Origin of the sequence: Pelomonas nitida (assembly GCF_043555975.1) — a bacterium.
GTDB classification, from domain to species: Bacteria; Pseudomonadota; Gammaproteobacteria; order Burkholderiales; family Burkholderiaceae_C; genus Pelomonas; species Pelomonas nitida.
In genome coordinates this window covers 1-23710 of the sequence record NZ_JBIGIA010000015.1, presented here as the reverse complement: position 1 = coordinate 23710, position 23710 = coordinate 1, and the positions used below count along the sequence as shown (strand labels likewise).

Sequence of the window (23710 nt, the reverse complement as noted above, 5' to 3'; positions counted from 1 at the left end):
GAAATCAAAACCCGGCAGCGGGCGGCGGCGTTTGGTTCAGCCGGTGAACGCGGGCATCGGCCTGCGGCAGCAAGGCAAAGCCGCCGGCCAGGCTATAGGCCTGCCGGTGGCCCAGCCGCCGCAACGCCCGCGCGGCTTGCGCACTGCGGTTGCCGCTGCGGCAGCAGAACACCAGGCGCACGTCGGCCGGCAGCCGCTGCCAATCGGGCAAACGGCTCAACAGCACGGACAGCGGCACGGCCTCGACCTCCGCCCCGGCAGCGCCGGCCCAGTTGCGGGCCAGCGGGCTCAGGCGCTGCTCGTACGCCTCGCGCACGTCCACCAGCACCAGCCGTTCGGCGCCTTGCAGCCAGTCGTGCAGGTCGGCCGGCCGCACCTCCACGCGCTCGGCCATGCCGCAGTCGTCCACGCGGGCCCCGCAGGCCATGGTGTCGAATTCGGTGGGCGCCAGTTCGCGCTCCAGCGCGGCCTTGGCCTGCGCAAACGCCTCGGCACCCAGGCGGCCGCTCAGCGCGCCCTCGAGCAGCGGCTGCGCGGCGCACTCGATGGCCAGCGTCGTCGCCAGGCGGTTGTCGTAGTCATGCCCCGGCAACAGCAGCGTGTGCCGGCCCACCGCGCCCTCCAGCGCCTGCAGTGAGGCCACATAGGACAGCGGCGCGCTGACCGGGAAATCACTGCGCCCCAGCGCGCCGGGCATGACCGTGTCGCCCACCAGCGCCGCGCGCAGCCCGCCGGCGTCGGCCAGCAGATAGACCGTGGAGTCCTGCGTGTGCCCGGGCACGGCCAGCCGCGTGAGCCGCTGCGCGCCGAAGCGCAGCTCCGCCGCGCCCAGCGGCCAGCCCAGCGCGTCCAGCGGCTCGGGCGGCGGCAGCAGGTCCGCAATGGCGGCACGCAAGGCCTCTGCCGACGATGCGTGGTCGCCATGGCCATGGGTGTCCAGCACGGCGGCCACGGTGCAGCCGCGGCAGCGCAGCCATTGCGCGATCTGCTGCGTCAGCTCGGGCAGCGGGTCCACCACCACGCACTCGCGAAACGCCCGGTCCGCCAGGATGTAGCAACAGGCCGCGTCGACGACGAAGCGCGTGATGCCCTCGGCCGGCAGGGGCACTGCGGCCGGCTCGGGGGTCTGGCAGGCCTCGCGCAACGCGTCGCCGCAGGCCTTGAGCCGGCGGCAGGCCTCGGCCATCACCTCGGGGCTGTCTGCGGCGCCGAAGGACAGGCGCACCGCCGAAGCCGTCTGCCAGGCCGGCAAGCCCATGGCCAGCAGCACGTCGCTGGGCCGCGCCTTGGCCGACCCGCAGGCCGAGCCGCCACTGGCACGCAGGCCGGCGGCGTCGAACAGGTCCAGCAGCGTCCGCGCGGCAAGGCCGGGCACCGAGAGGTTCAGCGTCGTCGGCAGGCTGACCTCGAACGGCGCGTTGAACACCACCCCCGCGAACGCCTCGCGCAGCGCCTGCGCAAGCTGGTCGCGCCAGCGCGCCAGCACCTGCGGCGGCGCGAAGGTCTGGCCGCCCTCCAGGGCCGTCAGCACGGCGCCAAGCGCCGCGATGCCGGCCATGTTCTCGGTGCCGGAACGCTGCGCGCCCTCCTGGCCGCCGCCGGCCAGCAGCGGCGTGAACGGCGCACCCTCACGCACGTACAGCAGCCCCACGCCCTTGGGCGCATACAGCTTGTGGCCGGAGAACGGCGCGTAGTCGATGCGGCGCTCGATGAGGTGCAGCGGCAGCTTGCCCAGCGCCTGCACGCCGTCGACCAGCCACAGCGCGTCGCGCCCCTTCAGCACGGCGGCGATGCCGTCGAGATCGCTGATGACGCCGGTCTCGTTGTTCGCCGCCATCGTGCACACCAGCGCGGCCTGGGCCGCATGGGCGCGCAGCCACGCCAGGTCGTGCCGGCCGTGGGTGCCCACGGGAATGGGCAACAGCCGCAGCTCCAGCCCCAGCAAGGCGTTCCAGTGCGCCAGCGCCTCGGGCACCGCCTTGTGCTCCGTCGCGCCATAGAGCACGCAGCCGGGCACCTGCCGGCCCGCACGGCGCTGCTCGCGCAGGTGCACCATGGCCGACAGCACCGCCGTCTGGATGCCCTCGGTGGCGCCGCTGGTGAAGAGCAGCCGCCCCGTGGGCGCCTGCAGCACACGGCGCGCCGTGGCGCGCACCTCGTCGAGCAGCGCCCGCGCCCGCAGGCCCGCGCCGTGGATGCTGCTGGGGTTGCCAAAGGCCTGCGCCATGACCGACAGGGCCGCCAGCCGCGCCTCTTCGAGCACGGGGGTGGTGGCGTTCGCGTCCAGATAGATTTCCATGGCGGGGGATTCTCGAAACCCACCCCTGGCACCATCTTGCAAAATCCGGGAGAAATTTGCCCACACAAGCAAGCCCGTTCCGGATTTCATGACAAAGACGAAACTCGATTCCATCGACTGCAAGCTCCTCGATCTGCTGCAGGTCGATGCGGAGCGGCAGGTTGCCGAGCTGGCCGAGGATGTGGGCCTGTCTGCCACGCAGTGCTGGCGGCGCGTGCAGCGCCTGAAGGAAGCCGGCGTCATCACGTCGCAGGTGGCGCTGGTGGACCGCGCCAAGGTCAACGTCGCCGTGACGGTGTTCGTGGCGGTGCGCACCAACACGCACACCGAGCAGTGGTTCAACCGCTTCCGGGCCACCGTCGAGGCCATCCCCGAGGTCGTCGAGTTCTACCGCATGAGCGGCGACGTGGACTACCTGCTGCGCGTCGTCGTGCCCGACATCGCCGCCTACGACAAGGTCTACAAGCGCCTCATCGCCGGCACCCAGCTCTTCGACGTGTCCTCCAGCTTCGCCATGGAGGAGCTCAAGTTCACGACGGCACTGCCGCTGTCGTACGTGTCGTAGCGCCGCGCTGGCCGCGGCCCTGCCGCCACCCACGCCCGGCTTTACGTCGCTTCACCGGCAAGCCAAACGAGGGGCATGCGGCACGGTGATGCTGCGCCGATGCACCTGACCTCTGCCTGCCACCGCCCCCGGGTGCCCACCACGCTGCGCCACGCGTCGGCCGCCCTGCTGCTGCTGATCGCCACCGCCTCGCCGCCGTCCATGGCCCAGATGGGGGGCGGCATGGGCGGGGGGATGGGCGGCGGCATGGGCCCAGGCGGCGGCGGGCGCCACAGCGGCGGCGGCCGTGAGGGCGGCAACGCAGCCACGCCGCAGGAGCAGCCCACGCTCGACGACCTGATGGCCCCCGACCCGTGGCGCATCTGGCTCGACAAGCTGCAGCTTGACAGCCCTCGCCTGGCCCTGTCGCCACAGCAGCAACCCGTGTTCGACGCCTTCATGCGCGAACTCGACCTCGCGGCGCAGTCCAACGCCCAGCGCGTGAACCGCGCCGTGCGCCACCGGCCCAGCTCGGTGTCGGCGCTGGTCGACGTCAGCCGCGACCTGCGCACGCAGTCCGACGAAGCCCAGGACTGGGTCGCCGCCCTGGCCGACCTCAGCCAGCGCTGGGAAGCCCTGCGTGCCGTGCTCGCGCCGGAGCAGCAGGCGCTAGTGGACGCGTCCTACCGCGCAGCGCGCGATGCCAGCGCCGCAGGCGCCCGAGGCAACCGCCGCGACCCGCCGGCCGCGAAGGCCGCGCGAAACTGAGGGCCTGCCCCTCCGATCAACCTCGCACAGGAAACACCGTGCCGCCCTCAAGATTCTTTGGCCTGCTGCCCGCCCTGGCTCTGTTCGTTGCCAGCCAGGTGTGCGCCGCGCCGGCCTCGCCCAGCTATGGCGTCGAGCTGCAAGGCTTTGACTACCCGCATCCCGTCGAGCGCTACGCGTTCCAGTCGCAGCGCCAGGCGCTGGAAATGGCCTACATGGACGTGCCGCCGCGCGGCGAGGCCAACGGGCGCGTGGCCGTGCTGATGCATGGCAAGAACTTCTGCGGCGCCACCTGGGAGTCCACCATCGCCGCGCTGGCGGGCGCCGGCTACCGCGTCGTCGTGCCCGACCAGATCGGCTTCTGCGCCTCCACCAAGCCCGCGCACTACCAATACAGCTTCCAGCAGCTGGCCGCCAACACGCAGGCGCTGCTGCAAAAGCTCGGCATCCAGCGGGCGACGCTCGTCGGCCACTCCACCGGCGGCATGCTCGCCACCCGCCAGGCACTGATGTTTCCGGCGTCGGTGGAGCAACTGGTGCTCGTCAACCCGATCGGCCTGGAAGACTGGAAAGCCCTGGGCGTCCCGTCCCGCAGCGTGGACGACTGGTATGCGCGCGAACTGAAGCTCTCAGCGGACAGCCTCCGCAAATACGAGTCCAACACCTACTACGGCGGCCAATGGAAGCCCGAGTACGAACGCTGGGTCACCATGCTCGCCGGCCTGAACAGCGGCCCCGGGCATGAGATCGTCGCGTGGAACTCGGCGCTCATCTACGACATGATCTGGACGCAGCCGGTCGTCTACGAGTTCCCGCTGCTGAAGGTGCCCACCGTGCTGATGATCGGCACCGCCGACACCACCGCCATCGGCAGCGACATCGCACCGCCGGACGTCAAGGCCCGCATCGGGCGCTACGACCTGCTGGGCAAGCAAGTCATCAAGACCATCCCCCAAGGCCGCCTCATCGAATTCCCCGGCCTGGGGCACGCACCGCAGATGCAGGCGCCAGAGCGCTTCAACCGCACACTCGTCGAGGCCCTGGGCGCGCTGGATCGACGGTGAGGTGGCGGGGGCATCAGGCCAGATGCCCAGCTAAGGCGCGGCGGCTCGGCGGCCCTCCCGTCAGCGTCTGGCGCGAGCTGCGGCGCATCAGCATCAAGCAGCTTCGGTCCGATGCTTGCGACCGACTGCAACGCCTGCACAGCACGGCTCGGGCAACAAGCAGGTTCAACAGGACGGGGACGACACGGCGATACGCCACAGCCGCACCCCGTTGAGGTCGAGACCTGGCGCCCGATGACTTCAACGGAAACGGGCTTGCGCAGCATGCGCGACGTTGACAGATCAAGCCTGAGAAACACGTCACGCTTCGCACTGACGGTGTTTGTGGTGGTCGGGAAGCCGACCTTGCGGATGATGGCCTTCCAGGTGCCGGAAGGCGTCTTGATGATGCTGGCCACGAATGGTCTCCTTCGGGTGACGGTGTACCGAAGCTGTGACCTTGGCGGCTATGGTGAATAGCCGTCGACGCAACAGCGCAAGCGCTACGCTGCTGATACCAAACGGGAAATTTTGGTAGGCCGTATTGGACTTGAACCAATGACCAAAGGATTATGAGTTACGGACGGCCGGTTGCGACGGCTTGCGCTGCACTGCTACGCACCGCGAAAACCACGCCCTGACAGGCACTTACGACAGCACTTGATTGCTACCCATTGCGCCCGCCTGTGACGGCTGGTGCTTACAGCGACCGTACACTGGACTGACAGCGGCGCCCGGCAAGGCGCCGATGTAGGTGCACCCCGCGACGGCGGCAACCGTCCGAGGTGCGTGGTCAACCTTCCTGTTACCGAGGACGGTCAACAATGCATTTTCCATCATCCCGCCACCCCGGGAGGGTGCGGCTCGCCTGCGTCGAGAACGCTGGCGCACCCCGCGACCTTGCGGTCATCCCTTTCACCCTCGACGCCACCCGCCCGGCTAACCACGCCGACGCGCTCTACGAGGCCTTCCAGTTCGCATGGCAATGCGTACCCGAGGCGCTGACCGAAAGCTCGTTGCTGGCGATTGCCATCGACGTAGCCGGCCCCGCCGATAGCTGGGTGCCGGTGCTGAACAAGGCCCCGCTATCGACTGCGCAGTTCGTTCACTACGCGCTGCGCTATCAGCAGCGGCTCGCCGAACGGTGCGCTGCCCAGGTGCCGCGCGTGCCGCTGCCGGAGTCATGGGCGCGGCCGGCTGATCGCGTTTTAGCAACGCTAGCGGTAGTGCTGCGCGGACAGCGCGAACTGCATGATCAGGTTGTGCCGGCGCTTGCCTCCCTTGAAGCTGTTGAGCTTATTGGAGGTGCAGCATGAAGAGCAGCAAGGTGAAGTTGACGGTGCCCGTGGTCAAGGCCCACGCCTGCCCGGCAGGTACATCGCAGTTGATCCTGTGGGATACCGAGGTCCGCGGCCTAGGCATTCGCGCCCTGCCTGACCACATCAAGGACGGCGTCACCGTGCGCGGCGCGAAGACCTACGTATTCCAGGGCCGGGTCAAGGGCGCTGGCATTGAGCGCCGTATCACCATCGGCCGCGTTGACGCGATGCCGCTGGAAGGCGACGACACGAGCAAGGACGAAGCCCGGCATGGCGCACGCCAGCGCGCGCGCAAGCTGCGCAACATGATGGACATGGGCCGTGACCCGCAGGCCGAGCAGGAGCAGGCCAGGGTGAGCAAGGTCGTTGACGCCGAGCGCACCAAGGCCGAGGCAGTAACGCTGGACGATGTTCGCGTGCACTACATCGCCAACAAAAAGACCCGCAATGGCCCTCTGAAAGCGAACACGATCCGGGACATCAACATCCACGTAGACAAGTCGTTTGCTGCCTGGAAGGACAAACCCATCAAGGCAATCACGCGAGCCATGTGCGAGGCGCGACATGCCGAGCTAGCACGCGGCGGGCTCAACGGCGACCGGCCGGCGCCAACCTCTGCTCGCGGCGCATTCGTGATCCTCCGCGCCCTCATCAACTGGGCGATGGACAAGTACCGGGTAGGAGACGAACCGCTGATCCGCGAGAACCCAGTGCGCGTGCTGAAAGGCCAGATGGCGCCCCCGAGGGCTCGCTCGGACATGGTTCCAATGGAACGCATCGGCCACGTGTGGGAAGCCCTCAGGTCCATCCGGTCTGCGCCAGCGCTGCCAACTGCGCACACGCAGGCTGACGTGCTGGCATTCATGTTGCTCACCGGAGCCCGCAAGGAAGAAACGCTGGGCTTGACCTGGGACCGCGTTGACTTGCGCGACGACGCTGGATCATGGCACTTGCCAGACTCGAAGAATGGCCGCCCTTGGACATTCCCGCTGTCTGCGCCGGCACGGGCCTTGATTGCGGCCCGTCCACGCCGCAAAGGGTGCGAGTACGTGTTCCAGGCTGCAAAGGGCAATAGCCCCATCGGCGTCCCGCGCGGCGCGGCCATGCGCGCGGTGATCGAAGCCGCGGGCTGCGCCCAAACACGACACAGCCTGCGCGCCACTTTCACGACCCTGGCTCTGAACGTGCTGCGCATCGACCTCGATACCGTGGAACTGCTGACTGGGCACGTTCCAACCACCGTGGTCAACCGGCACTACAGGGAAACCTCCGATCTTCGTTGGGCGGCACCGGAGGTTGAGCGCATCGGCGCCTGGATCGTGACGCAGGCCAACATTGCGGCCGGCCGGAACGTTGTAAAACTGCCTCGGAAAAAGAGTGCCTGATGGCACGCCACGCGATAGCGGATGGTGCGCGTAATCAACCTCCCGGGGCTGGTGAACATGGGTAGTATTTGGTCACTGGCTACCGCGCGCCGTCAGTAACAGCATGGTCTGTTGACGGCGCGGCAGGAACCCGCATGGGCGGGGCACGGATTCGATCAATCCGCTGCCTCGCCCATTTTTATTTCGCGCGTGGCAGCACCCGACGAGGACTGACCACATGAACGCGAACCAATCCCCTGACGACCTCATCGACGAGGCTGAACTGGCTTCCTGGCTGAAGTGCAAGCCCGCCGCGCTGCGGAAGTGGCGTCTGCTCGGCAAGGGGCCGCAGTTCAAGAAGGCGGGCCACCTTGTGCGCTACCGCCGTGGCGATGTGCAGGCATGGCTCGACGCCAGCACCTACACCTCCACGACCTGCCGCGCCGAGCCGGTCGCAGCCTGACCACACCGACGCAGGACGCGCAGTCCTCAGCGTCCACCAATGCAATCGCGCCTCGCAGCCGAGCCGCTGTCTGAGCGCTGTACGCCCGAAGGAATATCACCATGACCGACTGGTCAAAAGAAAGGGCCGAGCACCTTGCCCCGGTGCCGGCCCCAACCAATGCAAACGCGCCCATTGTGGGTACCGTCCCGCTCGCTGGGCAAGCTGAACAGCAGCCGGCCGCCCTGGTGCCCCCAGGTGCCCCGCAAGGCCCGGCCAGCTACCCAGGCCAGGGAGGCGCGGCAAACATGGCACCAGCGCCCGCCCAGGCCGCCGCGCCGCAGTTCTGGCAGCCCGCTCCGCCTCCCAAGGCCCAGCCCTGGGACTTGCCCGGCGCGCAACAGCGTGAGCTTGCCGACAAGATGGCGAAAGAGGCCAACCCGGGGTCGCATTGGCTGGACATTGCCGAGAAGGCCGACTCCATCCAAACGCACCTTCAGCCGGTCGTGTCATTGCGTCGAACGCTGCATCAGAAGGAGTTCCCGTTGGAGCGACTGCCTCCGCTGCTCGCAGCCGCCGTGCGCGAGGCAGAGGGCATCACCCAAGCGCCGTGGTCACTGATCGCCACATGCGCCATCACTGCCGTCGCGGCAGCCGTCCAGTTGCTGACGGACGTGAGCCGAGACGACTCCCTGCGCGGCCCTACTTCCCTCTTCGCAATGACGGTGGCCGAAAGCGGCGAGCGGAAGACCACGGTGGACAAGCTGTTCACCGCAGCCATCCACGAATGGGAGGCCGAGGCGGCAGCAGCCGCAGAGCGGAACATCAAGGCCGCGCGGGCAATGCGCGAAGCCTGGGACGCGCAACTCGTCGGCATTAAGGAGGCCATACGGAAGGCAGCGCGAGATGGCGACGATGCGCGGCAGCGCGAGCTGACCACGCGGATGACCGACCACATGAACGCCGAGCCACGGATGATTTCGGCACCTTCGCTCCTGCGTCAGGACGACACGCCGGAAAGCCTGCTGATGGCGCTCTCCCGCTACCCCGGAGGCTACGCGGCCGTTTCAGAGGGCGCCCTGTTGCTCGGCGCGCACGGTATGAACCCAGAGTCGGTAATGCGCAATCTGGGCCAGCAGAACGGCCTTTGGGACGGACAGCGCATTAAGCGCGAGCGGGTCTCATCGTTCAGCGCTGACGTTGAGGGCGCCCGCCTGACCGTCGGCCTTCAGCTTCAGTCGGCGGTACTGACCGAGTTCCACAAGAAGAACGGCGAGCTGGCAGATGGCATGGGCTACTTCGCGCGCTTCCTGATCAACATTCCGTCATCCACCCAGGGCATGCGCCTCTACCGGCTTTCTAACCACGGCCGGCAGGCACTGACTGCGTTCAAGGAGCGCCTCAAGCATCTGCTTCGGTGCCACCGCCTCGACCCGGACGGCAAGCTGTTGCTCCACGAGTTGAGGCTGAACGCTGTGCCTGAGACGAAAGGCATTTGGATCGACTATCACGACTCCATCGAGGAAGAACTCGGCCCGCGGTTCAAGTACAGCGATGTTCGCGGAGCGGCCAGCAAATCGGCCGACAACGCCGCACGGCTCGCCGCGTGCTTTGCGATGTTCGACGAGTGGCCCACGGACGGCAATGTCGTGATTACGCCTGACCACATGCGGGCCGGCGCGGACGTTGCCCGCTGGTACTTGGATGAGGCCCTGCGCTTCCAGAAAACGATGGCCGTCCCAGAGGCGATCCTTAATGCGGAAGCCCTTGAATGGTGGCTGGCGGAACAGTGCTTCGCGAGGGAAGGAAGAACCTATCCGGCGGCCTCCGTACTTCGACTCGGGCCGAACAAGCTGCGCACAAAGGCCGCCCGCGACGCGGCGCTGGACGTTCTCATTGCCCACGGGCGCATCTACCAAGAATGCGACAAGAAGGACCGGAGCTTGAACACGCTGGTCCTGCCTGCCGCAGTATTGCGGGAGTACCAGGACACGTTCGAAGTGACGACGCAGTAGCATGAATAGCAGCAATAGCGGTAGCAGGCAGCGGCGCGCAGGGCGGCAAATAGCGGGAATAGCAGCAATAGCAGTGGCCACAGGGGGGCGCCCGTGCGTGTACGGGCATGCGCAAAGCATTCTCTTGAAACCTTCATACATCTACTTCTCTTAGCCACAGCAAGACCCGGCCCCGTGGCTATGCCGGCTGGCGCGTTGCCGCTGGGTTGCCTGCTACTGCTATTCCCGCTATTGCTGCTATTGCGCCTGCATCAGCGCGCCGCATAGAACTGCCTGTCCTGTGGCTATGCGCCGCCAAGTGCCTGTTATCAAACCCAATTGCAGGCGCGGGAAGCTACTGTGCTGGGGCGCTGCACGCAGGCTGTACGCCGCAGCAGGTAACCAGCAGGAGCAAACCATGCAAACCGCCACCGACCCGAACGAGACCGAACACGAAGGCGCAGATCCCGATGTGACCAGCGTGCCGCCCGCGCCGCTGCACCCGTCGCCGCTCGACGCCGCATTCCAGGCCCCCAAGGGCCGACCCAGCCCGGCCGCGGATCTCGTGTGGTCGAAAGACCCGCTCGTCCTGCCGTCCGTGTCGCTCGCGCCCGGCAACATCACGGGCCTCGATGGCTACGAGGAGTTCGGAGGCTGGGGCCTGGAGCATGTGGTCAACGCCATGGACGGACTTCATACGGCCTGCGCCAACATCATCGAGGCTCGCAAGTCCTTGCAGGCCGACCCGACGCTGACGGACGCCGCCCGCGCCATCGCTGTCGGCGACTTGGCCGACAAGCTCACCGCCAAGGTGAGCAAGTCCGTTGACGTCTCCCTGGCAACGCTGAAGAAGACCATCGCGGCCGAGCGCGCCGAGCTGTCCAAGCCGCTGGCTGCGGCGGTCAGCCCGGAGCTGGGTCGGGAAATCCGCGAACACGTTAAGTCCCTCAAGCCTGCCGAGCGCATCGGCTTCCTGCAAGCCCAGGCCAAGGCCGGTGACGCGACGACGTTGAGCGCTGTCCTGAAGGCGCCGAGCTACCTTAGCGGGGTCGAGCCCGCCCTGCTGACCACGCTGAACGGGGAGCTGAACCGGGCGCTGAACCCGCAGGCGGTCAAGCGGCTGGCGATGCTCGAACAGGCCGAGGCAAGACTGACCCAAGCAGGCAGCATCTTCCTCGCCAGCGCCGAGCGTGCGGTGGGCGTCAAGCGCGGCGTTGTTGCCAAGCTGCGCGAGCAGCAGGGCCGGGCGCGCAGGTCGCTGGCAGCGCTCGGCGCCGTGCTGGGTTGAGCACTGCAAGAACGAGCAGAAGAACAGCGCCATGACCACACAACACATCCCGCCGCCGTGGGGCACCGAATGGAAGCCCGAGGATCAACCCACACTCCCGACTGAACCGGCGCGCGTCAACGGCAAGTTCGCGCCGGGGTCGAGCGGCAACCCGGCCGGTCGCAAGAAGGGCGTGCCCAACAAGAAGAGTCCGCTCGAAGCACAGGTTGCCGCGCACGGCGAGGCCATCATGCAGCGTGTCATCGCCGCTGCGCTGGAAGGCGACTTGCAAGCCGCGAACATCGCCCTGCAACGAATCAGCCCGGCGCTGAAGGCCAAAGCGCCGACCGTCACGTTTGAACTGGACGCTGACGCGCCGCTGGAAGCGCAGGCCCGGCAGGTCATGGCGGCCATCAGCGCCGGCGAGTTGGACCCGGACACCGGCAAGATGTTGATCGAGTGCCTTCACTCCTTCAGCGCGCTGCGCGTGGCCGACGAGTTGCTGCAACTTGAGAACCAGCCGCCCGCGCTGCCGGCGACGGTCGTGCATGTGGCGCCCGGCGCCGAGGAGGGCTGAGCGATGTTCGACTATCCCTATGAGAACGTCCGCATGGGCATCGCGCCGGATGCGCTACGCGTCATCCGCCGCCACCCAGACGGCCCGACATGGCGACAAACGGTGCTTCGGACCAACGGTGAGACCGACGCCGCGTTCTGCGAGCGCGTCCAATCCGTCGCCCACTATCTGTTCGCCACCGGGCGAAGGACCGATGCCTCGGTCGTGGTGAGTTGCGTCTATGACATGCCGGGCAAGTCTGCGCTCACCTGGCTTGAAGAGGACAACCGGGAGAACGCGCTGGCTTGCCTGTGGTGGATGGTGGAATCGAAGGCGCCCCGCGTGCCTCTCAAGGCTGCTCACAGAGCGCTTCAGGCGCTTCGCGGCGCCTACGGATTGGATGACACATGCGGACATCTGCCTCTGCATTAGCCCGCTTGGCGAAGCTGCGCACACCGGCTGCCCAGGTCGGCGTGATGCTGCTGCCGCCGCCCATGAGCGTTGACGCTTGGGAAGAACGGGCAAGTCGTCAGCAATCGGCTTTGCTTCTGGCCTGTTCCGAGGACCGTGGCGAAGAAGTCAAGCTGCCCGACCTGCCCGACCCCATGACCCGCGCCAACAGATCACCCTCGCGGTGAACCGACCCCGCGCGGTGCAAAGGTCACCGTCTGCCGTGGCGGGGGTACGAGGCCCATCAACGGGACCAGCAGGAGCCGCCTTCTCCTTGGCGGTGACCCTGTACTCGAAGCCCGCCACCGTGCGGGCTTCGTTTTGACCACAGGACACCCAATCCTGTGCCGCTACCCAGTGCCGGCATGACCGGCGCCGCTCGGCTGTACGCAGGCCGTAGTGCGCCACCCGAAAAAGCGGCCCAGGCGCTGCCGCAACCGGCCTCCGCACCCAACCCCTTGCCCTGGCCCGCCGCGACGGCTGGCGGGCCAATTGAACGAGGTTGCCGGGGCCGTCAGTAGTAGCCGGCAATGCAGCCGTCGCCCCCGTCGTACTGGCCCGTCACCTTGTTGAAGCGCCCTCGCTGATAGTTGTCCCACTGTTGCCACGGCGGCGGCCCAGCGAACACGGTCCATCCTTGAGCGCGCAACCAGCGCTCCCGCAAAAGTTCGTCCAGGCGCTTGACGATGAAATCCTGCAGATCGGTCAAGAGGCATTCTTCGCGCTCGGGGCACGCTGTAGTCCGGTCACCCAAGGTATCCCAGACGTCGACCGTGATCACGGTCGCGCCATCGAGATGCACAAATTCAGCAAGACGCTTCGCGGTGGGCGTTGAGGTGGCATTCATTTCATTCTCCGGTGTTGCCGTCACAGGCCAGCCACCAAAGGAAAAAGCCGGCAGGTCGGGCGGTTTGTGAAAACCCCCACCAGCCGGCCCATGCCGACCCGCGCAGTGTCATCGAAGGGATGACGGGTAGGAGCACCGCGCGGTGAAGCGACTCTAGCGCAAGATCGACCCGCAGAGTTATATAAGTCTCGGTCAGCAAAAAGCCGCCCGAAGGCGGCTCCCACGAAACATCAACGGCTCAAGCCGCTTGCTGCTCCTGCGCCAGCCGCAAAGCGCGCCAGCGGTAGAAGCGGATGCCGGCGCTGGTGCGGTTCAGGCCCGCCGCCTCGGCGAGCGCCTGCGCGAAGTTCAGCGCGAGGGCATCAACGCCGACCTGATCGAACAAGGCGTCCAGTTGCTGGGTGACGTTCGGGGTCTGGGTGGCTGTGGTCATGTCGGGCTCCTTCGAGTTGCAGTTGCTGGTGAAGCAATTGCAACTTCGTCGAAGGGCGACCGTCTATCCGAGTCATACGAGCCCGAAGGGACTCTGTAAAATGGCAAAGCCCGCCAACGGGCGGGCTTTGCCGGAAATCGCGTTCGGCACTTCAGACGTGTGAGCGCTTGAGGTTCAACTGCTGTTGCTTGCCCGAAATCATCCGAGCCATGTCGAATGCACGCTCGGCCTGCTGTCGTTGCACTTCCACCGTGCTACTGGGCAGCGTTGCCACCTTGGGCGACGTCAAGGTCTGGTGCAGCGGCGTTTTGCTGCTCAGGCTCAACCGCGTCATCTCCGCTCTCTGCTTGTTGAGCATCGCTGTTCTCCGGTTGCTTGCTTGAAGGTTGTAGCAGGTCACAGAACTCTATCTGATCCCGCATGAGAAACCACAGTGTATTGCATGCGTGTTGCTCTGCGGGCGTGAGGGAATCCACTGAGTTGAACAGTTGGCGAGCTTCTTTTCGATCAATGACAAAGCTGTGCGAGGGGTAGCCCGCAACAAGGTCATCCAACGCCCCCTCCTTGAGATTGCTGCCATGCCCGTTCAAGCGCCGACCGTACTCGCTCGCAATTTGGATTGCTCGCTGCATTTCGCCAATCCTGTTCGGGTCGATCTGCGCATACAACGGCTCCACAACACCGCACGCGAGGCGAGACGCCAGTTCACCCGCCATCTTGGTCGACAAGCGTAGGCGCCCCCGCATCTGAAGCAGGTTCTGGCTGAAGGCCGTCTGAGCATGCTCCAGCGCGACCATAAGAGCCTGCGTGTAGTCCAAGCCGGAGCCCCGCTCCAAGATTTCCGACGGCTTGCTGACTTGAACATCAAGCGGCCCAAGCTCACCAACATCACCAATAGCAAGTTCATCCGCCCCGATGGCAATCAGCGTGCCTGCGCTCTTGCAGTAGCTCGTGACCACAAGACGAACACTCTTGTAGTGATGACGAAGGCATCGAGCCACACGGAAACCGGCATGGGCATCGCCACCATACGTCGTGAGGAAAACCGTGCACTTCTTGCGCGTGCCGCCGTTCTGCTTGTTCTTCTCCAGAACGGTGGTCAGCTTATGGTGCAGCGCCCGCTCGATCGGGTGGCTGATGACAATGAAATCATTGTCCGGATTTGCTTCATACAGGGCGTCGATTGCCGCCTGCGCCACAGCTATCTCATCCGTCATTGCGTCCCCCTGGCTGTCTAGTATTCGAGTGGTAGGCCGTGCAGGACTTGAACCTGCGACCAAAGGATTCCGGTTTGTGGCCGTTTCCGACCTCCCTGGACTATGCCTTCGCCGTGGGCCTTGCGGCCGGTAGGCGGGCGCCGTCTAGTCTCTACACCTTCCCCTTTCAGGGCTTGGCTCGGCATTGCCTTGCGCCCTTGCGGGCCGTCAGGTTTCACCGACTTTGACGCCATTCACTCGGGCGCTTTCGCCTCCCGGTGCACAACTTTCGCTATGAGTCCTCTGCTCTAACCAACTGAGCTAACGGCCCACTGATACAACAACTTCTATTTTCCCTCGCCCCAGGACGCTGACAGCCTGCGTACAGCGGCCCCGCAAACACTGCCACCGCCATAGGTGGAAGCAGTTGTTTATGAGTCCTCTGCTCTGACCAACTGAGCTAACGGCCCCCGGGGAGGAGGCCGGCATTCTAGTCACCGCTGGCTCAGCGCCTGGCCCACCATGCGGGAGGTGATGTCGACGATCTGGATCATGCGGTCGTAGGCCATGCGCGTGGGGCCGATGACGCCCAGCGTGCCCACCACCTGGCCGTCGACCTCGTAGGGCGCGCTGACGATGGACAGTTCCTCGTAGGGCACGACCTGGCTCTCGCCGCCGATGTAGATGCGCACGCCTTCGGCGCGGCTGGAGTTGTCCAGCAGGCGCATGAGCTGGGTCTTCTGCTCGAAGAGGTCGAACAGCCGGCGCAGCGACCCCATGTCGTGGCTGAAGTCCTGCACGGTCAGCAGGTTGCGCTCGCCGGAGACGATGACCTGCTCGTCCTGCTGCGCCATGGCTTCGGTGCCCACCTGCACGGCAGCACTCATGAGCTGGGCGATCTCGCCGCGCAGCGCGTCCACCTCCAGGCGCAGCCGCTCGCGCACGGCCTCCAGCGTGAGGCCGGCGTAGCTGGCGTTGAGGCGGTTGCTGGCCTCGGCCAGCTCGGCCTGGCTCAGGTCTTGGGGCGTGAAGATGACGCGGTTCTGCACATCGCCGTCGGGCGCAACGAGGATGACCAGCACGCGCCGCTCGCCCAGCCGCAGGAACTCGATGTGGTGAAAGACGCTGGGCTTCTTGGGCGACGTGACGACGCCGACGAAGCTCGACAGGTTGGACAGCATCTGCGCGGCGCTGGCGATGACGCGCTGGGGCTGGTCGGGCTGCAGCTGCGCGGTCTCCACGCCGATGAGGCCGGGCTGGGCGGTCAGCATGGTGTCGACGAACAGCCGGTAGCCGCGCGGCGTGGGGATGCGGCCGGCGCTGGTGTGCGGGCTGGCGATGAGGCCCAGCTCCTCCAGGTCGGCCATCACGTTGCGGATGGTGGCCGCGCTGAGCTCCAGGCCCGAGGCCTTGGACAAGGTGCGTGAGCCCACGGGCTGGCCGTCCGCGATATAGCGTTCGACCAGGGTTTTCAGCAGGGATTTGGAGCGCTCATCCAACATGGGCGCCATTCTAGAAAGCGCCCGGTTTCGCCCATGACGGGCAAAACCCCTGTGGTGTAATTTGCCCCATGGCAGAGCGCTTCAAACATGTCGCCATCGTGGGCAAGCATCAGGCGCCTGGCATCCGGCCGGTGCTGGAGGAGATTGCCCAATTCCTGTGCACCCACGGTGTCGACGTCTCGCTCGAAGCCGACACGGCCCAGAACACCGGGCTCACCGGCTACGACGCGCTCTCGCACGACGAGCTCGGCCGGGCCTGCGACCTGGCGGTCGTCGTGGGCGGCGACGGCACGATGCTGGGTTTTGCCCGTGAGATGGCGCGTTACGGTGTGCCGCTGCTGGGCATCAACCAGGGCCGGCTGGGCTTCATCACAGACATTCCCATCGAGCGGTGGCGCGAGTCGCTGGCGCCGGTGCTGGCCGGCGACTACGAGGTGGAGCCGCGCACGATGCTGGAAGGCACGGTGCTGCGCGACGGCGAACCCATCTTCTCGGGCCTGGCCCTCAACGACGTGGTGGTCAGCCGCGGCGCCACATCGGGCATGGTGGAGCTGAAGGTGTCTGTGGGCGAGCAGTTCGTGGCCAACATGCGCGCGGACGGCATCATCGTCGCGTCGCCCACGGGCTCGACGGCCTATGCGCTGTCGGCCGGCGGGCCCATCCTGCACCCGAGCATCGCCGGCTGGCTGCTGGCGCCGATCGCGCCGCACACGCTGTCCAACCGCCCCATCGTGCTGCCCGACAGCGGCGAGGTGCGCATGGAGATCGTGGCCGGTCGCGACGCGTCGGTGAACTTCGACATGCAAAGCCTGGCCAGCCTGCTGCACGGTGACACCATCACGGTGCGGCGCAGCGAGCACCAGGTGCGCTTCCTGCACCCCAAGGGCTGGAGCTACTACGCGACGCTGCGTCGCAAGCTCCGCTGGTATCTATGAAGCCCCTCGTCCAACGCACGCGTTGGCCGGCCTTGCAGGCCGCGCTGCGGCAAGGCCCGCAGGCTCATCGCATCACGTCAACCCGCGCCGTAGTCGACTGACATGCTCCGTCACCTCTCCCTGAAGGATTTCGTCATCGTCCCGACGCTCGAACTCGACTTCGAGCCCGGCTTTGCCGTGCTGACCGGCGAGACCGGCGCGGGCAAGTCCATCCTCATCGACGCGCTGCAGCTGGCGCTCGGCGGCCGGGGCGATGCGGGTGTGGTGCGCGAAGGCGCCGCCAAGGCCGAGATCACGGCGGAGTTCGACACGCCGCCGCATCTGCGCGCCTGGCTGGACGACGCCGGTTTCGACGCCGATGACGCGCTGCTGCTGCGCCGTGTCATCGACGCCGCGGGCAAGAGCCGCGCGTGGATCAACGGCGGCGCCGCGACGCTGACGCAGCTGCGCGAGCTGGCCGACCATCTGCTGGACATCCACGGCCAGCACGCCTGGCAAGGCCTGACGCGCCCGGCCGCCGTGCGCGAGCTGCTGGACGGCTTTGCCGGCCTGGACACCGCGCCGCTGGCCCGCGCCCACGCCGCCTGGAAGCAGGCGGCCGAGGCGCTGCAGAAGGCGCAGGGCTTGCAGGCCGAGGCGCAGCGCGAACGCGAGCGGCTGGCCTGGCAGATCGGCGAGCTGGACGGTCTGGCCCCCGGCGACGGCGAATGGGACGAGCTGAACGCCGAGCACCAGCGGCTGTCGCATGGTCAGTCGCTCATCGACGCGGCCAAGTCGGCGCTCGATGCGCTGGACGACGCGGAGCCCAGCGCGCAGTCGCTGGCCGGCGGCGCGCTGGATCAGCTGGAGCGCGTGCTCGACCACGACGCCCGCCTGCTGCCCGCCGTGCAGGCGCTGCGCGACGTGCAGGCCCAACTGGCCGATGCCAGCCACACGCTGGCCACCTATCTGCACAAGGCCGACCTCGACCCGGCCCGCCTCGCGGAGCTGGACGAACGCGTGTCGGCCTGGATGACGCTGGCGCGCCGCTACCGCCGCCAGCCGCAGGAGCTGCCCGCGCTGCTGACGCAATGGCGCGCGGAGCTGGCCGCGCTGGATGCCGCCAGCGACCCGGCTCAGCTCGAAGCCAACCTCGCCGCCGCACGCAAGGCCTTCGACGCCGAGGCCGCCACCGCCAGCCGCGCCCGCAAGAAGGCCGCCCCGCAGCTGGCCGCCGCCGTCACGGCGGCCATGCAGCAACTGGGCATGGCCGGCGGGCAGTTCGACATCGCACTGGCCCCGATGGACGCGCCGCAGAGCTGGGGCGCCGAGTCGGCCGAATTCCTCGTCGCCGGCCACGCCGGCAGCACGCCACGGCCGCTGTCCAAGGTGGCCTCGGGCGGCGAGCTGTCGCGCATCGCGCTGGCCATCGCCGTGACGGCCAGCCAGGCCGACACCGACAACGCCCCCGGCACGCTGATCTTCGACGAGATCGACGTGGGCATCGGCGGCGCCGTGGCCGAGACGGTGGGCCGCCTCATGAAGCAGCTCGGGCGCGAGCGCCAGGTGCTGGCCGTGACGCACCTGCCGCAGGTGGCCGCGTGCGCCGACCGCCACCTTGTCGTGGCCAAGAGCTTGACGGGCGGCGCCACGGCCAGCCGCGTGTCGCCCGTGGCCGGCGAAGCCCGCGTGGCCGAGATCGCACGCATGCTGGGCGGCGAGCGGCTGTCCTCCACCAGCCTGGCCCACGCGCAGGAGATGCTGGCGGCCTCGTCCAGCACCGCGCGGCCGAAGAAGGCGAAGTCATGACCACAGCTCCCACCGACGCAGACGTGCAGGGCGATGTCGTGCTGCTGACCGGCATGTCCGGCGGCGGCAAGTCGGTGGCCATGCATGCGCTGGAAGACGCCGGCTACTTCTGCGTGGACAACCTGCCGGCCGAGCTGCTGCTGGACTTCCTCAAGCTGGAAGAGCAGCGCGGCGAGCGCCGCGTGGCCATCGCGGTGGACGTGCGCTCGGCGGGCTCGCTGCCGCTGATGCTGCCGCTGCTCAAGCAACTGCGCGCCAGCGGCGTGCCGGTGCGCTCGATCTTCCTGGACGCCAGCAACGAGGCGCTGATGCGGCGCTTCTCCGAAACCCGCCGCCCGCACCCGCTGCGCCAGGGCGGCACCGGCGAGCCCGGCGGCACGCAGGACGACGGCCACCGGCTGCTGAAGGACGCCATCCAGCTGGAGCGCGAGCTGCTGGGCGGGTTGAAGGCCGAGTCCACCGTCATCGACACCAGCCAGCTGCGCCCCGCCCAGTTGCGCGCCTGGCTGGCCGACCTGGTGGGCCCGGACGCCGGCAACCAGCTCACGCTGGTGTTCGAGAGCTTCGCGTTCAAGCACGGTGTGCCCAGCGATGCCGATTTCGTCTTCGACGTGCGCGTGCTGCCCAACCCCTATTACGACCGCGAGCTGCGGCCGCTGACGGGGCGCGACGCACCGGTGGCGGCGTATCTGGCGGCCCAGCCCGAGGTCGGCCTGATGATGGGACAGATCGCCGGCTTTCTGTCGCGCTGGCTGCCGCACTTCGCGGCCGACCAGCGCAGCTACCTGACCGTGGCCATCGGCTGCACGGGCGGCCAGCATCGCTCGGTCTATCTCGTCGAGATGCTGGCGCGGCAGTTCGGCCATCACGGCCATGTGCTGAAGCGCCACCGCGAGCTGGACGCGCGCTGACGCGGCGGCGCGGCCCCGCCCTTTTGCGCACCAACCGGCGGGGCGGTCAGCGCCGGTTGGGCGGCCTCAGAACGGGTCCAGTGCGCTCGTGAAATAGCCCGACCCATTCAGCGCCCCCCAGGTGTAGCCCTGCCAGCCCGGGTAGGCCTGCGGCTCCCAGTACAGCACGCCCAGGCCGTTGGAACCCAGCGCCGTCAAGCGCGTCATCACGTCGGCCAGCATGGCCTTGGCCGCGCCGGCCTGCTGCCAGTCCATGCCCGTCTCGGCGACGATGACCGGCTTGCCGTAGCGCGCGATCATGTCCGCCATGTTGGTCGACAGCTGCGCGTTCAGCGAGCGCCAGTTGCTGGCGGTCGGGTAGTGCGACAGGCCGATGACGTCGTACTTGGCGCCGTTGGCCTTCATGCCGTCGAAGAACCAGCGGAACACGGTGTTGTTGTCGCCGTTGGCCAAGTGCAGCACGACCTTGGCACTCGGGAACACGGCCTTGGTGGCCGCGTAGCCGTTGTTGATCAGGGACACCAGGCCGCTGAAGCTGCTGCCCGATGCCCTGCCCTCCGGCCACAGCATGCCGCTGTTGATTTCGTTGCCCACCTGCACATAGGACACGGTCACGCCGTTGTTCTTCAGGTAGCTCAGGATGCCCTGCGTGTGCGAATAGACGTCGGCCTGCAGCTGCGTCAGCGTGTGGCTGGACCAGGCGGCCGGCTTGGTCTGCTTGCCGGGGTCGGCCCAGGAGTCGCTGTAGTGGAAGCTCAGCATGACCTTCTGGCCCTGCGCGATGGCGCGCTTGGCCTTGTAGAGCGTGTCGGCGCCATCGCACCAGCCGCCGCTGGGGTTGACCCACACGCGCAGCCGTATCGTGTTGACGCCCAGGTTCTTCAGCAGCACGAAGGGGTCGGTCTTCACGCCCGCCGCACTGTAGAAGCTGTAGCCGGCCGCCTCTTCCTGGCTGACCCAGCTCACGTCCGCGCCCTTGTCCAGCGCGGCCGCCGGTAGCGCCACGAGCGCGCCCACCGCGGCCGTCGCGAGGCCCAGGCACCAGCGGCGCAGGCGGCATGTCTTGCTCAGCATCGTCATCTTCTGTCTCCGGTTTGTGTTCTATGAAAAAGCGCGCGACGAGCTTAGGCGCCATGGCGCTCGGCAAATATTCCTTGTTGAGCTGAGGCCATCGAACTTTCGGATAGGGGTTTGCCCACCACAGAACAGCAGTTCTAGACATTTTGTTCTAGAACTTTTATGCTGACTCCCATGAGCACATCCTCCCTCTCCTCCGCGCGCCCGACGGCTGCCGAGCTGGACCTGCTGCAGGTGCTGTGGCGCCTCGGCCCGTCCGACGCGAAAGCCGTGCACGAGGCGCTGCTGCCCGGCCGCCCCGACGCCACCTATGCCACCGTGCTGCGCCAGTTGCAGGTGATGCACGGCAAGGGCTTGCTCTCGCGCGACGAAAGCCAGCGGCCGCAGCGTTACGCCCCCGTGCAGGCGCAGGACAAGCTGCAGCAGTCCCTCGTCAGGGACTTCATCGCCAAGGCCTTCGCCGGCTCCGGCAAGGCGCTGGTGCTGGCCGCGTTGAAGAGCCACGTCAGCGCGAAGGAGCGCGCCGAGATCCGCCAGTTGCTGGCACGCAAGGGAGACGAGGCATGAGGCTGGACATCGTCATGCACGCCTGGGGCTGGGCCTTGTTGAACTTCGTCTGGCAGGGCGCTGTCGTCGGCGCCGGCGCGGCGCTGCTGCTGGGCTTGCTGCGCGGCGCCTCGGCGCGGCGCCGTTATGCCGTCTGCGGCGTGGCACTGGGCCTGTGCCTGGGCCTGCCGCTGGCGCAATGCCTGGACCTCGGCGCCAGCGAGGCGGAGTTCGTCGGCGAGCTGCCGCCGCTGGCCGAGCAGATGCCGGCCCTGGTGACCGCCTGGGCGCTGGGCAGCGCGCTGATGCTGGGGCGGCTGGCGCTGGGGCTGGCGTGGGTCAGCCGCGCGCGCCGGCGCAGCCTGGCCGCCCCGGCCGAATGGCAGGCCCGGCTGGACGCCCTCGCCCACCGGCTGGGCCTGGCACGCGCAGTGCCATTGCGCTTGCTGCCGGAGCTGGCCGGGCCCGTCGCGCTGGGCGCATTCAAGCCCTGCGTGCTGCTGCCGGCCGCGCTGCTGAGCCGGCTGCCGGTCGAGCTCGTCGAGGCCTTGCTCGCCCATGAGCTGGCCCATGTGCGCCGCTGGGACTACCTCGCCAACCTCGTGCAGAGCGCCGTCGAGTCGCTGCTGTTCTTCCACCCGGTGGTGTGGTGGCTGTCTGCCCGTATGCGGGCGGAACGCGAACTGGTGGCCGACGAGATCTCGGCCGAGCTGCTGGGCGAGCGCGATGGCGGCCGCCGCCTGGCGCAGGCGCTGCATGCGCTGAGCGAGCTGCCCGGCGCCGCTGCGCCGGTGACGGCCCTTGGCGCGCGCGGTGGCGACCTGCTGCACCGCATTGAGCGGCTGCTCGCGCCGCGCCCGCAGGCCACCGGCTGGAAGCTGGCGCTGCCCGCGCTGCTGATCGCCGCGACCAGCTTCGTCGTGCAGGCCAAGGGCCGCGACACGCCCAAGGAGCCCAAGGAGCCCGACACAGCCCAGGCCGTCGCCGCCGACGCGCCGCCCGCGCAGCAGCTCAAGCTGCCGGTCAACGCCAAGCACGTCGTCGTCATCGACAACGAGACCGGCAAGGTGCTGATGGCGCGCGATGCTGACGCCGTCGTGCCCATCGCGTCGCTGACGAAGCTGCTGACGGCCATGGTGGTGCTGGACGCCAAGCTCGACCCGAACGAGAAGCTGCGCATCACGGCCGACGACGTCGACACGCTCAAGCACAGCAAGTCGCGCGTGCGGGTGGGCACGCAGATGTCGCGTCAGGCCGCGCTGGAGATGGCGCTCATGGCCTCCGAGAACCGCGCCGCCGCCGCACTGGCCCGCACGTTCCCCGGCGGCGAGGCCGGCTTCGCCAAGGCCATGCAGGCCAAGATCCGCGCGCTGGGCCTGAGCCACACGGCCATCAGCGACCCCACGGGCCTGTCGCCCGAGAACACCTCCACCGCCACCGAGATGGCGGCGATCACGTCGGCCGCCGCGCGCTACCGCGAGATCGAGCGCATCACCAGCGTCAAGAAGGCCAGCGTGCCGGTCGACGGCCGCCCGCGCGAGATCCACAACACCAACCGGCTCGTGGGCGCCAAGGGCTGGAACATCCGCGTCTCCAAGACCGGCTACACCGAAGAAGCCGGCCGCTGCCTGGCCATGCGGCTGATGAACGGCAAGCGCCCGATCACGGTGGTGCTGCTGGACGCCGACGGCTCGGCCCAGCGCCTGCACGACGCGTCGCTGATCCGCAAATCGCTGGCCCGCAAGCCGTCCTGACCATGCAACGCCGTCAACTGATCCTGGCCGGCGGCACGGCGCTGGCCGGCGCGCTGCCGTCCGCGCGCGCGCTCGACTTCGCGGCACCCGCGCCACCGGCGCCGATGCGAGTCAGCGCGGACCGCATCGTCGACATCGCCGTCGGCATTCGCCCCTTCCGGGCCCAGGGCCCGCGCATCGAAGCGCAGCGCCTGTTCGGCAAGCGCGTCGTCCATCACTACGGCCACGGCGGCAGCGGCTGGTCGCTCAGCTGGGGCTCGGCGCAGCGGGCGCTGTCGTTGGTCCGCACGCTGGCCAGGCCCGGCGAGCGCATCGCGGTCATCGGTGCCGGCGCCATCGGCCTCACGACGGCGCGCACCGCGCAGCTGGCCGGCTTCAACGTGCGCCTCTACTCACGCGACCGGCCGCCGCAGGTGCATTCCAGCGCGGCCACCGGCCTGTGGACGCCGGATTCACGCATCGCCACCGACGCGCACGCCAACGAGGCCTGGGCGGCCGACTGGGAGGCCATGGCGCGCGCGTCGTTCAAGGTCCACCAGAGCTTTTAGGAGGCTGTCGGGCTTTGGGCCTGGAGCGCGCCGGGGCGAGTTGCGGGGCAAGGCAAGGCGCCGACGAGGCGTGGGATCGGCCCCCACAACGAGTCGGCAACGCCGAATTGCCCCGCAAATCGCCCCG

Annotated in this window: 23 protein-coding genes and 1 pseudogene; 17 read left to right on the top strand and 7 right to left on the bottom strand. The window is 67.9% G+C overall.

Annotated elements, in window-relative coordinates; genetic code table 11:
• Positions 1-4: 4 nt before the first annotated feature.
• The gene (locus ACG00X_RS18030) at positions 5-2299 is read right to left on the bottom strand and encodes an aminotransferase class V-fold PLP-dependent enzyme (protein ID WP_394490013.1); all 2295 of its coding nucleotides are present in this window, start codon (positions 2297-2299) and stop codon (positions 5-7) included.
• Between the two features lie 88 nt (positions 2300-2387).
• On the opposite strand from ACG00X_RS18030, the gene ACG00X_RS18025 reads away from it, so the two are divergent.
• From ACG00X_RS18025 to ACG00X_RS18015, 3 genes are all read left to right on the top strand, one after another.
• A complete protein-coding gene (locus ACG00X_RS18025) occupies positions 2388-2864 on the top strand; it encodes an Lrp/AsnC family transcriptional regulator (protein ID WP_394490011.1) in 477 nt (158 codons plus the stop codon).
• A 99-nt stretch (positions 2865-2963) separates the two neighbouring features.
• Positions 2964-3611, top strand: a complete 648-nt coding sequence (locus ACG00X_RS18020; RefSeq protein WP_394490009.1) for a hypothetical protein — start codon at positions 2964-2966, stop codon at positions 3609-3611.
• A 62-nt stretch (positions 3612-3673) separates the two neighbouring features.
• Positions 3674-4675 (top strand): alpha/beta fold hydrolase, encoded by a 1002-nt coding sequence (locus ACG00X_RS18015; protein ID WP_419964737.1) that lies wholly within the window; start codon positions 3674-3676, stop codon positions 4673-4675.
• A 299-nt stretch (positions 4676-4974) separates the two neighbouring features.
• Here ACG00X_RS18015 and ACG00X_RS18010 read toward each other — a convergent pair.
• A pseudogene (locus tag ACG00X_RS18010) lies at positions 4975-5073 on the bottom strand (integrase); the annotation flags it as partial.
• A gap of 405 nt (positions 5074-5478) precedes the next feature.
• Here ACG00X_RS18010 and ACG00X_RS18005 point away from each other — a divergent pair.
• From ACG00X_RS18005 to ACG00X_RS17970, 8 genes are all read left to right on the top strand, one after another.
• Positions 5479-5970: a hypothetical protein gene (locus tag ACG00X_RS18005; RefSeq protein ID WP_394490005.1), complete on the top strand. Its 492-nt coding sequence runs from the start codon at positions 5479-5481 to the stop codon at positions 5968-5970.
• Positions 5967-7358: a tyrosine-type recombinase/integrase gene (locus ACG00X_RS18000; protein WP_394490003.1), complete on the top strand. Its 1392-nt coding sequence runs from the start codon at positions 5967-5969 to the stop codon at positions 7356-7358. Before ACG00X_RS18005 ends, ACG00X_RS18000 begins: the two co-directional genes overlap by 4 nt.
• 217 nt (positions 7359-7575) lie before the next feature.
• Positions 7576-7800, top strand: coding sequence for a helix-turn-helix transcriptional regulator (locus ACG00X_RS17995; protein WP_394490001.1), 225 nt, complete (start codon positions 7576-7578; stop codon positions 7798-7800).
• Between the two features lie 101 nt (positions 7801-7901).
• A complete protein-coding gene (locus tag ACG00X_RS17990; protein WP_394489999.1) occupies positions 7902-9794 on the top strand; it encodes a YfjI family protein in 1893 nt (630 codons plus the stop codon).
• A gap of 397 nt (positions 9795-10191) precedes the next feature.
• Positions 10192-11061, top strand: coding sequence for a hypothetical protein (locus tag ACG00X_RS17985; RefSeq protein WP_394489997.1), 870 nt, complete (start codon positions 10192-10194; stop codon positions 11059-11061).
• Positions 11062-11092: 31 nt separating this feature from the next.
• Positions 11093-11617: a DUF5681 domain-containing protein gene (locus ACG00X_RS17980; protein ID WP_394489995.1), complete on the top strand. Its 525-nt coding sequence runs from the start codon at positions 11093-11095 to the stop codon at positions 11615-11617.
• 3 nt (positions 11618-11620) lie between these two features.
• Entirely contained in the window at positions 11621-12028 is a 408-nt protein-coding gene (locus ACG00X_RS17975) for a hypothetical protein (protein ID WP_394489993.1), read from the top strand.
• Positions 12029-12033: 5 nt separating this feature from the next.
• A complete protein-coding gene (locus tag ACG00X_RS17970) occupies positions 12034-12234 on the top strand; it encodes a hypothetical protein (protein ID WP_394489991.1) in 201 nt (66 codons plus the stop codon).
• Between the two features lie 326 nt (positions 12235-12560).
• Here ACG00X_RS17970 and ACG00X_RS17965 read toward each other — a convergent pair whose 3' ends face one another.
• The 4 genes from ACG00X_RS17965 to hrcA all read right to left on the bottom strand — a co-directional run bounded on the left by ACG00X_RS17965 (position 12561) and on the right by hrcA (position 16024).
• Positions 12561-12893 (bottom strand): hypothetical protein, encoded by a 333-nt coding sequence (locus ACG00X_RS17965; RefSeq protein ID WP_394489989.1) that lies wholly within the window; start codon positions 12891-12893, stop codon positions 12561-12563.
• Between the two features lie 238 nt (positions 12894-13131).
• Complete coding sequence (locus ACG00X_RS17960) at positions 13132-13326, bottom strand: hypothetical protein (RefSeq protein ID WP_394489987.1); 195 nt, start codon at positions 13324-13326, stop codon at positions 13132-13134.
• 254 nt (positions 13327-13580) lie between these two features.
• Complete coding sequence (locus ACG00X_RS17955) at positions 13581-14543, bottom strand: SDH family Clp fold serine proteinase (RefSeq protein WP_394489985.1); 963 nt, start codon at positions 14541-14543, stop codon at positions 13581-13583.
• A gap of 473 nt (positions 14544-15016) precedes the next feature.
• On the bottom strand, positions 15017-16024 hold the full coding sequence (gene hrcA / locus ACG00X_RS17950; protein WP_394489983.1) for a heat-inducible transcriptional repressor HrcA: 1008 nt from the start codon (positions 16022-16024) through the stop codon (positions 15017-15019).
• Between the two features lie 68 nt (positions 16025-16092).
• On the opposite strand from hrcA, the gene ACG00X_RS17945 reads away from it, so the two are divergent.
• The 3 genes from ACG00X_RS17945 to rapZ all read left to right on the top strand — a co-directional run bounded on the left by ACG00X_RS17945 (position 16093) and on the right by rapZ (position 19658).
• On the top strand, positions 16093-16959 hold the full coding sequence (locus tag ACG00X_RS17945) for an NAD kinase (RefSeq protein WP_394489981.1): 867 nt from the start codon (positions 16093-16095) through the stop codon (positions 16957-16959).
• Between the two features lie 102 nt (positions 16960-17061).
• Entirely contained in the window at positions 17062-18747 is a 1686-nt protein-coding gene (gene recN, locus ACG00X_RS17940; RefSeq protein ID WP_394489979.1) for a DNA repair protein RecN, read from the top strand.
• Positions 18744-19658 carry an RNase adapter RapZ gene (rapZ, locus tag ACG00X_RS17935; protein ID WP_394489977.1) on the top strand — a complete coding sequence of 305 codons (915 nt, stop codon included), beginning with the start codon at positions 18744-18746 and terminating at the stop codon, positions 19656-19658. Before recN ends, rapZ begins: the two co-directional genes overlap by 4 nt.
• Before the next feature lie 66 nt (positions 19659-19724).
• Here rapZ and ACG00X_RS17930 read toward each other — a convergent pair whose 3' ends face one another.
• Complete coding sequence (locus tag ACG00X_RS17930) at positions 19725-20738, bottom strand: glycoside hydrolase family 53 protein (protein ID WP_394489975.1); 1014 nt, start codon at positions 20736-20738, stop codon at positions 19725-19727.
• Between the two features lie 171 nt (positions 20739-20909).
• Here ACG00X_RS17930 and ACG00X_RS17925 point away from each other — a divergent pair, with 171 nt between their 5' ends.
• Genes ACG00X_RS17925 through ACG00X_RS17915 form a run of 3 tightly spaced genes read left to right on the top strand, consistent with a single transcriptional unit; the run spans position 20910 to position 23583 of the window.
• Positions 20910-21302, top strand: coding sequence for a BlaI/MecI/CopY family transcriptional regulator (locus ACG00X_RS17925; protein WP_394489973.1), 393 nt, complete (start codon positions 20910-20912; stop codon positions 21300-21302).
• Positions 21299-23035 (top strand): M56 family metallopeptidase, encoded by a 1737-nt coding sequence (locus ACG00X_RS17920; protein ID WP_394489971.1) that lies wholly within the window; start codon positions 21299-21301, stop codon positions 23033-23035. The genes ACG00X_RS17925 and ACG00X_RS17920 overlap by 4 nt, the downstream gene beginning before the upstream one ends.
• Positions 23036-23037: 2 nt before the next feature.
• Positions 23038-23583: an FAD-dependent oxidoreductase gene (locus tag ACG00X_RS17915; RefSeq protein WP_394489969.1), complete on the top strand. Its 546-nt coding sequence runs from the start codon at positions 23038-23040 to the stop codon at positions 23581-23583.
• Positions 23584-23710 lie beyond the last annotated feature (127 nt).